Source organism: Brevibacterium sp. LAARM2_SD2, from assembly GCF_057364785.1.
Map to the genome: position 1 here is coordinate 1 of NZ_JBNFOM010000001.1, position 14,051 is coordinate 14,051.

Annotated in this window: 12 protein-coding genes and 1 pseudogene; 9 read left to right on the forward strand and 4 right to left on the reverse strand. The window is 68.3% G+C overall.

Features of this window, described 5'->3' with window-relative positions; genetic code table 11:
• The 8 genes and pseudogenes from AC2W7K_RS00005 to pknB all read left to right on the forward strand — a co-directional run.
• A pseudogene (locus AC2W7K_RS00005) lies at positions 1 to 207 on the forward strand (hypothetical protein); the annotation flags it as partial.
• A 181-nt stretch (positions 208 to 388) separates the two neighbouring features.
• Positions 389 to 1,264, forward strand: coding sequence for a DUF3662 and FHA domain-containing protein (locus tag AC2W7K_RS00010; protein ID WP_486005638.1), 876 nt, complete (start codon positions 389 to 391; stop codon positions 1,262 to 1,264).
• Positions 1,261 to 1,806, forward strand: a complete 546-nt coding sequence (locus tag AC2W7K_RS00015; RefSeq protein ID WP_344250008.1) for an FHA domain-containing protein FhaB/FipA — start codon at positions 1,261 to 1,263, stop codon at positions 1,804 to 1,806. Before AC2W7K_RS00010 ends, AC2W7K_RS00015 begins: the two co-directional genes overlap by 4 nt.
• Complete coding sequence (locus AC2W7K_RS00020) at positions 1,803 to 3,257, forward strand: PP2C family protein-serine/threonine phosphatase (RefSeq protein ID WP_344250006.1); 1,455 nt, start codon at positions 1,803 to 1,805, stop codon at positions 3,255 to 3,257. Before AC2W7K_RS00015 ends, AC2W7K_RS00020 begins: the two co-directional genes overlap by 4 nt.
• Entirely contained in the window at positions 3,257 to 4,870 is a 1,614-nt protein-coding gene (locus tag AC2W7K_RS00025; RefSeq protein WP_344250004.1) for an FtsW/RodA/SpoVE family cell cycle protein, read from the forward strand. Before AC2W7K_RS00020 ends, AC2W7K_RS00025 begins: the two co-directional genes overlap by 1 nt.
• On the forward strand, positions 4,867 to 6,336 hold the full coding sequence (locus AC2W7K_RS00030; RefSeq protein ID WP_344250002.1) for a peptidoglycan D,D-transpeptidase FtsI family protein: 1,470 nt from the start codon (positions 4,867 to 4,869) through the stop codon (positions 6,334 to 6,336). The genes AC2W7K_RS00025 and AC2W7K_RS00030 overlap by 4 nt, the downstream gene beginning before the upstream one ends.
• Positions 6,333 to 8,144, forward strand: coding sequence for a protein kinase domain-containing protein (locus AC2W7K_RS00035; RefSeq protein WP_344259029.1), 1,812 nt, complete (start codon positions 6,333 to 6,335; stop codon positions 8,142 to 8,144). The genes AC2W7K_RS00030 and AC2W7K_RS00035 overlap by 4 nt, the downstream gene beginning before the upstream one ends.
• A 100-nt stretch (positions 8,145 to 8,244) precedes the next feature.
• The gene (pknB, locus tag AC2W7K_RS00040) at positions 8,245 to 10,164 is read left to right on the forward strand and encodes a Stk1 family PASTA domain-containing Ser/Thr kinase (protein WP_344259027.1); all 1,920 of its coding nucleotides are present in this window, start codon (positions 8,245 to 8,247) and stop codon (positions 10,162 to 10,164) included.
• A gap of 58 nt (positions 10,165 to 10,222) precedes the next feature.
• On the opposite strand, the gene AC2W7K_RS00045 is transcribed toward pknB, so the two are convergent.
• The 4 genes from AC2W7K_RS00045 to AC2W7K_RS00060 form a co-directional block, all read right to left on the reverse strand.
• Complete coding sequence (locus tag AC2W7K_RS00045; RefSeq protein ID WP_344249996.1) at positions 10,223 to 10,735, reverse strand: GyrI-like domain-containing protein; 513 nt, start codon at positions 10,733 to 10,735, stop codon at positions 10,223 to 10,225.
• A 64-nt stretch (positions 10,736 to 10,799) separates the two neighbouring features.
• The gene (locus AC2W7K_RS00050; RefSeq protein ID WP_344259025.1) at positions 10,800 to 11,450 is read right to left on the reverse strand and encodes an anthranilate synthase component II; all 651 of its coding nucleotides are present in this window, start codon (positions 11,448 to 11,450) and stop codon (positions 10,800 to 10,802) included.
• A complete protein-coding gene (locus AC2W7K_RS00055) occupies positions 11,447 to 11,617 on the reverse strand; it encodes a hypothetical protein (protein WP_198500121.1) in 171 nt (56 codons plus the stop codon). Before AC2W7K_RS00055 ends, AC2W7K_RS00050 begins: the two co-directional genes overlap by 4 nt.
• A 1-nt stretch (position 11,618) precedes the next feature.
• A complete protein-coding gene (locus tag AC2W7K_RS00060; protein WP_486005639.1) occupies positions 11,619 to 12,983 on the reverse strand; it encodes a class E sortase in 1,365 nt (454 codons plus the stop codon).
• A gap of 297 nt (positions 12,984 to 13,280) precedes the next feature.
• Here AC2W7K_RS00060 and AC2W7K_RS00065 point away from each other — a divergent pair, with 297 nt between their 5' ends.
• The gene (locus tag AC2W7K_RS00065) at positions 13,281 to 14,027 is read left to right on the forward strand and encodes a cell division protein CrgA (protein ID WP_344259021.1); all 747 of its coding nucleotides are present in this window, start codon (positions 13,281 to 13,283) and stop codon (positions 14,025 to 14,027) included.
• The last annotated feature ends 24 nt before the right edge of the window (positions 14,028 to 14,051 follow it).

The following is a 14,051-nucleotide window of genomic DNA, read 5'->3' on the forward strand; positions in this document are numbered from 1 at the left end:
CAAAGAAGGCCTGACATGGCTCCCATCGTCCGTCCCCGTCGCCTGCGGTCGACCGCGGCCCTCCGCCGCCTCCGCTCTCCGAGGCTCCACCTCACCCCCGCCACCGTCATGCCCCCGCACCCGCCACCCCACCCCGCCGCCGCGCTCCACTCCCCCGCCAGCGACGGACCGCTCAACGCGTCCTGCCAGGCTGAACGCGCACAGTGAATCCCCGCCGAGGTGCGCCCCGAGATCGCGCAGGACGTGAGATGAGAGCGCCTCCGCGTTAGGATTGGGTGTTGGTGTACCCGAAACGGCGCCTCGCGCCGGATACGGTCACGCCCACGCGAAAGAGCAGTGCAGACCATGTGCCCACGTTCTGGCCGACCGCCCGAACACGAGACAGACGATGCCGAACCGGAGGAGGTGCCATGGGAATTCTCGATCGCTTCGAGAAGGGACTGGAGAACGTCGTCAACGGCGCTTCGCGAAGGCCTTCCGCTCCCAGGTCGAACCCGTCGAACTCGGCGGGGCCCTGCGCCGCGAAGCCGACAACAAGGCAGCCGTCGTCTCCCGCGGACGCACCCTGACGGCGAATCACTACACGATCGAGCTCTCACCCGCCGACTTCGAGCGCCTCTCCGGCATCGAGACCGAACTGCGGGCCGATCTCCGTCAGGTCATCGGCGACCACGCGATCGAGCAGGCGTACAGCTTCGTCGGGCCGGTGTCCGTCGACTTCGTCGAGGCCGACGACCTCGACACGGGCATGTACCGCGTCGTCTCGAGCACCCAGCGCCCCGACGGGTCGCCGGCGGCTCAGCCGGCCAACCGCGGCGGCTACGATCCGGTCTCCCGCTCCCACAACATCGTCGAACCGGCCCCGGCGTCGTCTTCCCGTCCCGTGCCGCAGCGCCAGGCCGCGCCGCGGCGCTCGAGCGAGCCCGCCAGGTCGGCGACCCCGATCCGCCAGGCCGCCCCGGCCCGGCAGCGCACGATCAAGGCGAGCGTCGACATCAACGGACAGACCTACCCCCTGCGTCAGGGCAGCAACGTCTTCGGACGCTCGTCGAACAGCTCGGACTTCGTCATCGACGACCCCGGTGTCTCGCGCCGCCACTTCGAGATCGTCGTCGAGGGCGACCATGCCGTCGCCAACGACCTCGGCTCGACGAACGGCACGCTGCTCCACGGACGCAAACTGACCTCCGCCAACCTCAGCAACGGTGATGTGCTCACGGCAGGCGATGCCGATGTGCGCTACACCGAACAGGACACTCTGTGAGCGAATTCACCGTCACCGTCTTCCGGTTCGCGTTCTTCGTCATCCTCTGGCTCTTCGTCTTCGGGGTGGCAGGCGTGCTCAGGCGGGACATCTTCGGCGCGCGGCGCGGACCCCGCAAGTCGAAGAAGAACAAGGCCGCGCGGGGCTCCTCGCGCCAGTCCGCCCCCGCCCAAAACCAGCAGGCGCAGAACCAGACCCAGAACCGCCCGGCCCAGCAGCCGCCGGCGCCCTCGCGTCCGGTGCCGCGGGCGAATCCCGGCTCGATCCGGGTGACGGCCGGTCCGATGGCCGGCACCTCGCTCATCCTCTCCGGGGCACCCGTGACCTTCGGGCGCGCGCCGGACAACACGATCGTCATCGACGACGACTTCGCCTCGAGCCACCACGCCCGCATCATCGCGCGGAACGGCGCCTGGGTGCTCGAGGACCTCAGCTCGACGAACGGCACGTTCGTCGACGGCTCGCGCATCACCGCCCCGTTCGACCTGGGCATCGGCACTCAGATCACCATCGGACATACGACGTTGGAGACCCAATCGTGACGACCGACGGAACGATCACCCTTCGCTCCGCAGCCCGGTCCCACACCGGGCTCGTGCGCAAGAACAACCAGGACTCCGGGTATGCGGGTCCCAACTTCCTCCTCATCGCCGACGGCATGGGCGGGCACGCCGGCGGTGACGTCGCCTCGGCGATCACCGTCGCCCGCCTCGCCGAACTCGACCGCGAGACCGGGGGCGAGGACGCCCTCGAGATCCTCCGCACCTCGATCCTCGACGCCAACGACCGCATCTGCCGCGGCGTCGCCGAACAGCCCGAACTCGCCGGCATGGGCACGACCGTCACCGCCCTCCTGCGCGCGCCGGGCAACCGCTTCGCACTCGCCCACATCGGCGACTCCCGCGGATACGTCTACCGCGACGGCGAACTCCACGCCGTCACCCACGACCACACCTTCGTCCAGATGCTCGTCGACGAGGGCCGCATCACCGCCGAGGAAGCCGACACCCACCCGCAGCGCTCCGTCGTCATGAAGGTCCTCGGCGACGTCGGCACGTCCCCTGACCTCGACCTCTCCCTGCGCGAGGCCCACGTCGGCGACCGCTGGCTGCTCTGCTCCGACGGCCTCACCGGGTTCGCCGACATCGGTGACATCACCCGGGTCCTCGCCGAGGTGGCCGACCCCGACGAGGCCTGCCGCCAGCTCATCGACCTCGCTCTGGCCGGGGGCGGCGCCGACAACGTCACCGTCGTCATCGGCGACGTCATCGAGGGCACCGTCGAGACCGCCCAGGGCAAGTCCGTGGGCTCCGTCCACCTCAACCCGCAGTACGCGACGATCGGCACCCGCCCGGAAGGCGACGGCGCGACCGCGCAGCACGACTTCGCGAACACCGATATCCCCACCGATACCGTGCCCCTGCAGACCGTGACCGATGCCGGGTCCGGTGATTCCGGGCAGGAACCCACCGCCGAGGTGCCCGCCGGGTCCGTGCGGACGCTGACCGAGGACGAGACCGAGGATGCGGCCGAGTCCGACGAGGACGACGAGCCTGAGGACGTCGAGAATCGCTCCTACCTCGGGTGGATCATCGCCGCCATCGTCATCATCGCCCTCGCCGTGGCCGGCTTCTTCGCCTACAACTACATCAACAACCACTACTACCTGACGAACGAGAACGGCCAGGTCACGCTCTACCGCGGGCTCGACACGACGCTCGGCCCCATCGAGCTCAGCCGTCTCGAGGACACCACCGACATCCAGGTCGACTCGCTCAACAGCTTCTCCCAGGACCGGCTGCGCAGCTCGATCCAGGCCGACTCCCGCGAAGAGGCGGACCGGATCATCGACAATCTCCGTCGGGAGGCCGAGAGCGCCGGCACCGTCTCCGGGAACGCCGAGGATGCGACCGCGCCGAGCGATCCCGCCCCCTCCCCGCCGAACGGGCAGAGCGCCGAACCCAGTGACGCGATCACTGAGGAGTCGCAGTGATGTCAGACTCCGTCTCCCAGGCAGCCCGGCCCAGGCCCTACCGCCTGGCCGAGCTCGGGCTCATCATCCTGGCGATCGTCGCCTCGACGAGTGCCTACGCGCTCGTCGGGCTCGGCGTCGATGATGCCATGCCGACCGACATCTACGGCTATATGGCGTGGCTGACGGCTCTCGCCCTCCTCATCCACATCGTCGTGTGGTGGAAGGCGAAGTACGCCGACCCCGTCCTCGTGCCCATCGCCGTCCTCCTCAACGGACTCGGCCTGGCGATGATCCACCGCGTCGACCTCGGTCGCGTGGAGTTCCTCGACAGCGCCACCCAGCAGCTCATCTGGATGACGCTCGGAGTGGGTCTCGCGATCGCCGTGCTCATCGTCCTCCGCGACCACCGCTGGCTGCGCCGCTACACCTACGTCTCGGGCTTCCTCGCCCTATTCTTCCTCCTGCTGCCCCTCATTCCGGGCCTCGGCAGGACGATCAACGGCGCCCGCATCTGGATCGGCATCGGACCGCTGTCGTTCCAGCCCGGTGAGGTCGCGAAGATCCTGCTCGCGATCTTCTTCGCCGGCTACCTCGTCGCCTACCGCGATCAGCTCGTGCTCGCGGGCCCGAAGATCCTCGGCATCCGCTTCCCGCGGCTGCGCGACTTCGGCCCCATCGTCATCGCGTGGATCGCCAGCGTCGGCGTCCTCGTCTTCGAACGCGACCTCGGCACCTCGCTCCTCTTCTTCGGCCTCTTCGTCGCCATGCTCTACGTCGCGACCTCGAAGGTCTCGTGGATCATCATCGGCATGTCCTTCTTCGCCGCCGGCGCCGTCCTCGCGACCCTGCTCTTCTCCCACGTCCAGCAGCGCATCGACGGTTGGCTCAATGCGCTCACTGCCGAGGAGTACAACAAGACGCCGGGCGGGTCCTACCAGCTCGTCCAGGGTCTGTTCGGGATGGCCAACGGCGGTCTCGTCGGCACCGGACTCGGCGAGGGCCGACCGAACATGGTCCCCTACGCGGAATCCGACTTCATCTACGCGAGCTTCGGCGAGGAGCTCGGTATGGCCGGTCTCTTCGTCATCCTGCTCTGCTACCTCCTCATCTTCGAACGCGGCATCAGGACCGCGCAGAAGCTGCGCGACGGCTTCGGCACGCTGCTCGCCGCAGGACTGTCGTTCACGATCGCCCTCCAGGTCTTCGTCGTCGTCGGCGGGGTCACCCGCCTCATCCCGCTCACCGGTCTGACTACGCCGTTCCTCGCCCAGGGCGGCTCGTCCCTGGTCGCGAACTGGGTGATCATCGCCCTCCTGCTGCGGATGTCGGACAATGCCCGCCGCCCGGTCGATGAATTCCACACCGGCGTCCTCAAGATCACCGAGGACCCCGACTCCACGACCGCCTCGGCGCGCCGCCGGAAGAAGTCCGACGACGACGGCGACCAGGTCGACGCTGATCACCGGAACAACCCCGGCGACCGGATCAACCCCGCCGCCGATGAGTCGCCGACGACGGTCCACGCGACGACTCCCGCCGACGAGGCGGTCACGACGAACCTCAGCACCCGCCGCCCCAGCGGCCCCGACCAGCGCCCGACCGACGAGCCCTCCCAGGGAGGAGACCGATGAAGAAGTCGCTCACGCACATCGGAGTCGTCGGCTTCGTCATGTTCGCCCTGCTCTTCGGCTCGACGAGCTGGGTGCAGTTCGTCACCGCCGACTCCCTCAACGCCAACCCGCTCAACAACCGGCAGATCCTCGATCAGCTCTCGCGCGACCGCGGACCGATCCTCGTCGACGGCACGCCGATCGCCTATTCCGAGCCCGTCGACGACCGCTACCGGTTCCAGCGTCAGTACGGTTCGGACGGCCTCGACCCCCGTGCGTACGCGTCGATGACCGGGTACTACTCGATCGTCTCCGGTGCCTCGGGCATGGAGCGCGCCGCCGGTGACTACCTCTCCGGTGACTCCGACGCCCTCTTCTACGACAAGGTCGGCAGCTTCTTCACCGGTGAGCAGCCGCGCGGTGCCGCGGTCGAGCTCACCGTCGACCCCGACGTCCAGCAGGCGGCCTGGGACGGCCTCGGCAACCAGACCGGTGCGGCGGTCGCGCTCGACCCGAAGACCGGGAAGATCCTCGCGATGGCCTCGACGCCGGGCTGGGACCCCAACCCGATCGCCAGCCACAACCCGGACGAGGCGCGGTCGGCGTTCGAGCAGCTCAACAACGACCCGGAGAACCCGGCCTACAACCGCGCGATCGGCGGCAACCTCTACCCGCCCGGCTCGACCTTCAAGGTCCTCGTCGCGGCCGCCGCCCTCGAATCGGGCGACTACACGCCGGACTCGCGGCTCAACGGCCCGGCCACCCTCGATCTGCCGCAGACGACGGCGACGATCAGCAACTCGCACGCCGGGGCCTGCCGCGGCGGCGGTCGCCCCACCCTTGCGGAGTCGCTCGCCGAATCGTGCAACACGTCGTTCGCCTCGCTCGGCATGGATCTCGGTGAGGACGCGATCGCCGAGCAGGCCGCGAAGTTCGGCTTCGGCCAGGACCTCTCGATCCCGCTCACCGTGACCCCGTCGACGTTCCCCTCGGACCTCAACCCGCCGCAGCTCGCGCAGTCCTCGCTCGGCCAGTTCGAGGTGCGCTCGACGCCGATGCAGATGGCGATGATGACCGCCGGCATCGCCAACGACGGCAGAATGATGAAGCCGGAGCTCGTCAACCGCGTGCTCAACGCGAACACTCTCGAGCCGATCACGGAGACGAGGCCGACGGAGCTCTCGCGTCCCGTCTCCGGTCAGACGGCCGAAGAGCTCAATACGATTATGCAGGGCGTCGTCACCGACGGTACCGCCTCGGTGGCGCAGATCCCCGGCGTCCAGGTCGCGGCGAAGACGGGCACCGCCCAGCACGCGCAGGGTGCGGCCCCGCATGCGTGGTTCATCTCCTTCGCCCCTGCCGACGACCCGCAGATCGCGGTCGCGGTCGTCGTCGAGAACGGCGGCAACGCCGGCAATGAAGCTTACGGTGCGACGGTCGCAGGACCGATCGCCAAGGACATGATGGAAGCGGTGGTCGACAAATGAGGCCGAGTGAAGGCACTCAGCTGGGGAACCGGTACACTCTGACCTCGCGGATCGCCGTGGGCGGCATGGGCGAGGTGTGGAAGGGCGTCGACTCCGTGCTCGGACGCGAGGTCGCCGCAAAGATCCTCAAGGACGAATACCTCTCGGACTCGACGTTCCTCGCCCGCTTCCGCGCCGAGGCACAGAACATGGGCCGCGTCTCCGATCCCGGCATCGCCGGCGTCTACGACTACGGCGACGAGGACGGCTCGCCCTACCTCGTCATGGAGTACGTGCCCGGCGAACCCCTGTCGACGATCATCGAACGCAGCGCCCCGCTGTCCGAAGAGGACACGCTGAGCATCGTCTCGCAGGCCGCACAGGCGCTCGGCGCCGCGCACAAGGTCGGTGTCGTCCACCGCGACATCAAGCCCGGCAACATCCTCATGACCCCGGACTTCCGGGTGAAGATCACCGACTTCGGCATCGCCCGGGTCACCGACCAGGCGCCGCTGACGAAGACCGGTCAGGTCATGGGCACCGCCCAGTACCTCGCCCCCGAACAGGCCACCGGCAAGGGCTCGGGTCCCGGATCCGACCTCTACGCGCTCGGCATCATCGCCTACGAGGCGCTTGCCGGCCAGCGTCCCTTCACCGGGGACTCGCAGGTCGCGATCGCGATCGCCCAGGTCAACCAGCAGCACCCGCCGCTGCCGGACACGGTCTCCGAGCCGATGCGCCGGTTCGTCGACTCCCTGCTCGAGAAGAAGCCCGAACGCCGGCCCGACGATGCGATGGCCGTGGCCAAGGCCGCCGAGGCGCTGGCCGTGGGCAACGTCGCCGCCGCCGAGGCCGCGCTGCCGCAGATGCGCCACGGCAACGCCGCATCGGAGGCGCTCACGCAGGTCTTCAACGACCCCGACCCGGTGCCCTCGACGCAGGTCCTGCCGACCACCTCGAGCAATGATGCGACCCGCGTCTACAGCGCCGACCAGCAGCCCGGCTACGGTCCGCCCACGGGAACCGGTTACAACCAGGCCGTCGCCGCGGGTGACCCGAACGATCCCAACGCCACCGATGATGAGCTGGAGAAGAAGCAGTCGAAGAAGGGCAGGATCCTCATCTGGGTCCTCGCGATCCTCGCGCTCATCGCCGTCGGGTCCCTCCTCTGGTACTTCCTCGGGCAGAACGGCGAGGAGCCGGCTCCCGCCCCGTCGACGAGTGCGACGACCTCGCAGGCGCCGCAGGAGATCGAGATCGACAGAAACGACTACATCGGGCAGTCCGAGTCCTCGGCGACGCAGAACCTCGAACGGCAGGGCCTGCGCGTCGACACGGAGACGATCGACTCGAACCGCGCCCAGGGCACCGTCGCCGATGTCGGCGAGGCCGACGGCGGCGGCTACACCTTCGAAGAGGGCGACACCGTCACCCTCTACATCTCCTCAGGGCCTGCCGAAGAGCCGGCACCCGAGCCGACGCGGACCTCGCGGCCGAGCGAACCGAGCAGCGACTCCGGCTCGAATTCGGGCTCGGGCAGCGGTTCGAACTCGGGCTCATCGTCCGACTCCGGGTCGTCGTCGAACTCGAACAGCGGATCCTCGTCGAACTCCGACTCCGGCTCGTCGTCGAATTCGGACAGCGGCTCCTCCTCGGACTCGAACTCAGGCTCGTCCTCGGAGTCGGGCTCGGAGAGCGGAGCGTCCTCGAATTCCGGCAACGGCGCGAACTCGAATCCCGGGTCGAACCCGAACGGCGGAGCGAACGCCAACGGCAACAACGGAAACGGCACGAACGCAGGCGGGGACTCCAGCGGAGACGAGGGTTAGCCGCCGAGGCGACTGGGACATGGGACGAGCGAAGAATAGTAATCTTGAGGAACTGCCCGGACTGCTCAACGCGTCCGGGTGACATACGCGGAGGAAGTACATGACTGAGCCCAAGGTGCTGTCGGAGAGGTACGAAGTCCGTGCCCTCCTCGGCCGTGGGGGCATGGCAGAGGTGCACGAGGGCGTCGACACCCGTCTGGGTCGACGCATCGCGATCAAGCTTCTGCGGTCCGATCTTGCGCGCGACCCCTCCTTCCACACGCGACTCAAGCGCGAAGCGCAGTCCGCTGCCGGACTCAACCATCCCGGCATCGTCGCCGTCTACGACTCCGGTGAGGAGGAGTTCGTCGAATCCGGCGGCTCGAGCGTCTCCGTGCCCTTCATCGTCATGGAGTACGTCGAGGGTCAGACCCTGCGCGAGGTCCTCAACGAACACGGCACGCTCACCGTCGATGAGGCGCTCAACGTCATCGCCGGGGTCCTCGCCCCGCTCGAATACTCCCACCGCAACGGCATCGTCCACCGCGACATCAAACCGGCGAACGTCATGCTCACTCCCGAGGGCGACATCAAGGTGATGGACTTCGGCATCGCCCGTGCGCTCAAGGACAACAGCGGCCTGACCCAGACGCAGTCGGTCGTCGGCACCGCCCAGTACCTCTCCCCCGAGCAGGCACGCGGCGAGGTCGTCGACGCCCGGTCCGACCTCTACTCGACCGCGTGCCTCCTCTACGAACTGCTCGCCGGTCGGCCCCCGTTCGTCGGCGACTCCCAGCTCGCCGTGGCATATCAGCATGTCGGTGAGACGCCGCAGCCGCCGAGCTTCTACAACCCCGATGTGCCCCCCGAGGTCGATCGACTCGTCCTCCACGCCCTGAAGAAGGATCGCGACGAGCGCTACCAGGACGCCTACACGTTCCGGGAGGACGTCCTCGCCGCGCGCGACGGTCGACCGCTGAGCATCGACGGCGACCTCGATCGCACGCAGGCGTTCGCCGCGGCCGGCGGGGCCGGGATGATGGGTCCGCCGCCGGCGACGCAGGCGTACCCGCTCGACGCCGAGGCGGCTCCCGAGACCGGTCCGGTCTCCCAGATCATGACCCGGCAGGAGCAGCAGCCGGTGAAGAAGCGCTCGCGGGCGTGGATCTGGATCGGCAGCATCTTCGTCCTCCTCGCCCTCGCGGCCGTCGCCCTGTGGGTGTACGAGATCAACAAGCCCGAACCGATCGTCCAGGTCCAGGTCGCCGACGTCGCAGGCATGGATGCCGATGCCGCCGAGGCGCAGCTGCGCAATCAGGGATTCGACGTCACGACGGAGGAGACGTACAACGCCGACGTCGATGAGGGCAGTGCGATCTCGACGGATCCGGCCGCCGGCCAGAGCATCCCGGAGAACAGCACCGTCAAACTCGTCGTCTCCTTGGGACCCGAGAACGTCACCGTCCCCGAGGTCGCGGGCAAGACCGAGGAGGAGGCGCGGCAGATCCTCAACGACGCGAAGCTCCAGGCGGGCACCCACATCTCCCAGAACTCACCGGATGTGAAGAAGGGCGTCGTCATCGAGACGAAGCCCGGTGAGGGCGAGAAGGTCGATGTCGACTCGAACGTCGATCTCGTCGTGTCCTCGGGACTCGTCAAGGTCCCCGACGTCCTCGGGCAGACGCAGGAGGACGCCTGCAACACCCTCTCCGGCGACGACTACAAGCTCCAGTGCAAGGTCGAAGAGGTCGAGACCGCCGATCAGGAGGAGGGCACGGTCTTCGAGCAGTCGACCCCGGGCGGCACCGATGTCGCGCAGGGTTCGGAGATCACCATCCGCGTGGCCAAGAAGCCGCCGGAGCCGTCCCCGACGATCCCGTCGATCCCCGGCGGCATCCCGACCGCACCGTCGCCGACCGACAGCCCCGACGGCAACGGTGGGGACAACGGCAACGGCGGAGGGACGTCGAACGACGGTGCCGTCGGCGGCGGCAGCTCGTGGTTCGACGACTGGGCCGACGCCCGCGGCAACGGCGACTGAGTTCTCAGCGCAGAGGGGCTCTCAGCCGCGGCGTGATGACTCAGCCGCAGGCGAGCTCTCAGCCGAGCGTGACGAAGAGATCCGTGCGCAGGTCCGCCGGATCCATGTCAGGACTCGGCTCGGTGACGTAGACCTCGAAGAACGGCATGTCCGGGTGATGGCCGGCGGCGACGAGACCCTGCATGTGCGCATTCCACGCTTCGGCAAGGCCGTCGAATCCGCCGAGGTGGGAGATCGCTCCGACCGATCCTCCGGGCAGTTCGGCGGGGATCGCGGTGAGGTCGTCACCGAGGTCGAGCGCCTGACTCAGCACCCCGGCCACCGGGATGCCCACCTGGATGTCGACGGTGTCCGTGGGCGGGCGCGTGTAGAGGGAGAACGCCGGTCCCGCGGGCTCGACCCCCGCCTCGGCGAGTGCGGGGAAGAGCCGGGAGTACACGGAGTCGAAGAGGGTCGGCAGCTCGCTCATCGGATGGTTCTGGGCTTCGACGACGACCGTGGGCACGGGCTGGGCCTCGAAGACGGTGAGTTCGCGATACGGCTCGGTCGGGAAGTAACTCGGCTCTTCCATGGGATGTCCTCTCACTGGATCGTCTGAGTCGATCCTAAGCGCTGAAGTCCGGGAGGCGGAAGAGTCAGGGAGCGGAGATCGCCGAGGCGAGCGGCGACATCGCGGCGGCCCGTGCGGCCGCGCCGGACAGTCCGCAGACCTCGAGCCAGTTGCCGAGCATGAGGTAGCCCGATTCCGTGAGGACGGACTCCGGGTGGAACTGGACGCCGTAGAGGGGCGCGCTGCGGTGCTCGATGGCCATGACGACATCATCAGGAGTGCGCGCGGTGACGACGAAGGTCTCGAGGTCGATCGTCTCGTCGACGATCGCGAGCGAGTGGTATCGGGTCACCGTCAGCGGCGAGGGGCAGCCGGCGAAGATGCCCTGCCCGTCGTGGGTGATGACCGAGGTCTTGCCGTGCATGAGGACCGGCGAATGCGTCACCGTCGCCCCGAAGACCTCGCCGAGGGCCTGATGCCCCAGGCACACCCCGAACAGCGGGCGGCCCGCCTCGGCGGCCCAGCGGATGAGGTCGGGGCACACACCGGACTCCGCGGGCACACCCGGTCCCGGGGAGAGCAGGATGCCGTCGTATCCGTCCGCCAGCTCCACGGCCGCCTCGGCGGACAGGTCGTCATTGCGGATGACGTCGGCCGTCGCACCGAGCTCACGGACATAGGCGACGAGGGTGTAGACGAAGCTGTCGTAGTTGTCGACGACGAGGATGCGGGTCACTGCCCGCCCTCGTCGGTGACAGTCGCGTTGTTGAACGGCATGTAGGGGGCGACGGCGGGGAAGACGTACTGCATGAGCAGGTAGACGACCGCCGCGATGAGGATGAGGGCGAAGACGAGCTTGACGAACCACGGCCCGGGCAGAATCCGCCAGATCAGTCCGTACATCTCACGCTCCTCCGCTCTTGCTGACTTTGTCGTACGCCTTCGAATCCTTGATCGCGTCCGGTGGGCCCTCGCCGGCCGGGCGCCATTCGGTGAGCTCGGCGTAGGCGATGTAGCGCTCGCGCGCGGAGAACATCGGGTTGCACGCGGTCAGGGTGAGGATCCGGTCCTTGCCCTTGTAATCGGGCTGGTCGGGCACCGGGGCGAGCACCTCGACGGCATCGGGGAGGATGATGTCGAAGTTGCGGAACGTGTACGTGTAGAACCCGTCCTTCGTCTGCACGACGATCTCGTCGCCGGGCTGGAGCTTCGCGATCTGGTTGAACGGCTTGCCGTAGGTGACGCGGTGGCCGGCGACGGAGAAGTTGCCGACCTCGCCGGGCATCGCGGAGTTCGGGTAGCGGCCGACGCCCATGCGGTTGAGCACGGGTTCGAGGTCGACGCCCTCGGCGAGCGTCCGGTAGTAGTCGTCGCCGAACCGCGGGATGTAGAAGATGCCGAACGCGGTGTTCTTCTCGACCGGGTCGGCCACGACGGGTTCGTCCGGGTCATCGGGCAGCTGATTGGGATCCTGGTTCGCCCAGTCCTTCGTCAGCTGGTCGGCGAGCACCTCGTTGTCGCGGTTGGCCTCGAGGTCCGTCCACCACAGCTGCCAGACGACGAAGAGGATGAGGACGAGCCCCGCGGTGATGCAGAGTTCGCCGAAGGTGCGGATCGTCCCGCGGATCGGGCCGATCGGCTGGCGCTGGACCGGCTGCTTCTTCCGTCGGCCCCCGCCCGAGCTGCCGTCCCCGGGACCGCCCGGGCCTGTCGGGCCGCCGGGTCCTCCCGGGCCCGCCAGGGCCTGCTGCTGCGGGCGCGGCAGCTGCGCGCCGCGTAGGCGGTGCCGGTGGTGTCGGTGTAGGCGGGCTGGACCATCGTCGGCTGCGCACCCGTGGGCGGGTATGGCTGGGCTGCTGCTGTGCGTGCTGCTGGGACCAGGCGGGCATCGCCTGCGTCGGCATCGCCTCGGTGGCCTCGGAGCGCAGCGGCGGGGCGTCGGCGCTTCCCGCACCGGCAGCGGTGCCGGCGGTCCCGGCACGGCTCCACCGGCGGCGGCAGCGGCTTCACGACGGCGCAGCTCGCGGCGGCTCGGCAGGGGGGCGTCGTAGTTCGTGCCGGCGGTGGCATCGGCAGCGGAGTTCGAGTCGGCGTCGCCGGTGTTCGCCGAGGCGGCGTCGATCCGGAAGGGCTCGGTCGCCGGACCCGCATCGCTCTGGTTGTATGGGCCCTGGTTGTATGGGCCCTGGTTGTATGGGCCCTGGCCGTAGTCCCCCTGGCTCGTGGCCTCATCGGCGGGGTGGGTCGGCGGGGTCTGGGGAGTGGGCATCCGCCGCTGTGCGGATCGAATGGTGGGTCGCGAAGACGCTTCGTTACCCGAGGAGGAGCTATTCACCACTTCTGCACCGTGCCTATGACCTTGAATCCGGGGCTCGCCCTGTGGACAAGCGGGGACACCCTAATGCACTTTATCGCATGAACACGGTGCTGTGGCGGGTTCACAGCTCACTCGAAGTCTGGGGTCAGGTTTTTCATTCAGCCCCGCCTCACGAGTAGACTGAGGGGCGATTGTCCCCGACCAGTGAATCGGTGGCCCGCCCCTGGGGTCGCTGTCGAAGGAGTACTCGTGGCCAAGTCCAATGGACGGACCTCGCGCCCTCAGCGCACCACGCGCAATGCGGCGAAAGCCAAGAAGACGGCTGATGACGCCACCGTGGTCGACGAGACCGACATCGAAGTCACCGAGGTGGTCGATGCCGACGGCACCGAGACCGACGTCGCCATCGTCGACGAGTTCGAGGTCGTCGACGACGATGCCGCCGACGAGGACAATTCCGACGAGGAGCCGACGGCAGTCGCGAAGTCGGGGACCACCTCGGCGAAGGCGGACGCGAAGGACGACGCCGAGGCGGACTCCGACGAGGACGCAACCGAGGACGACGACTCCGCGACCAAGGGCACCGCAACCAAGGACTCGGCGACCAAGGGCGCAGCGAAGTCCGGTACCGCGAAGTCCTCCGCCTCAGCCTCCAAGGAGAAGACCGCGGCCTCCAAGGACAAGTCGTCCGCCAAGGAGAAGTCAGCAAAGAAGGCGGGCGCGAAGCGCACGACGCGTTCGGGCAATCCGGCCAAGCGCTCGCAGGGTCGCAAGACCGCGAGCTACACCTCCGAGGCCGGCCAGCAGACGATCAAGCCGAATCCGCGCTGGTTCCTTCCGGTGCTCATCGGCCTCCTGCTCATCGGCCTCATCTGGCTCGTCACGTTCTACATCACGCAGGGTGCGTTCCCCGTCGAGGCATGGGGCAACTGGAACATTCTCATCGGCTTCGCGTTCTTCGTCGCGGGCCTCATCATGTCGACGCGCTGGCGCTAGATCAGTCGCCCCTTCCGGGCCCAT

Coding starts and splice junctions, on each gene's coding strand:
- AC2W7K_RS00010 (WP_486005638.1), top strand. CDS start 389: ATGCCGAACCGGAGGAGGTGCCATGGGAATTCTCGATCGCTTCGAGAA.
- AC2W7K_RS00025 (WP_344250004.1), top strand. CDS start 3,257: ATGTCAGACTCCGTCTCCCAGGCAGCCCGGCCCAGGCCCTACCGCCTG.
- AC2W7K_RS00030 (WP_344250002.1), top strand. CDS start 4,867: ATGAAGAAGTCGCTCACGCACATCGGAGTCGTCGGCTTCGTCATGTTC.
- AC2W7K_RS00035 (WP_344259029.1), top strand. CDS start 6,333: ATGAGGCCGAGTGAAGGCACTCAGCTGGGGAACCGGTACACTCTGACC.
- pknB (WP_344259027.1), top strand. CDS start 8,245: ATGACTGAGCCCAAGGTGCTGTCGGAGAGGTACGAAGTCCGTGCCCTC.
- AC2W7K_RS00045 (WP_344249996.1), bottom strand. CDS start 10,735: ATGGAAGAGCCGAGTTACTTCCCGACCGAGCCGTATCGCGAACTCACC.
- AC2W7K_RS00055 (WP_198500121.1), bottom strand. CDS start 11,617: ATGTACGGACTGATCTGGCGGATTCTGCCCGGGCCGTGGTTCGTCAAG.
- AC2W7K_RS00060 (WP_486005639.1), bottom strand. CDS start 12,983: ATGCCCACTCCCCAGACCCCGCCGACCCACCCCGCCGATGAGGCCACG.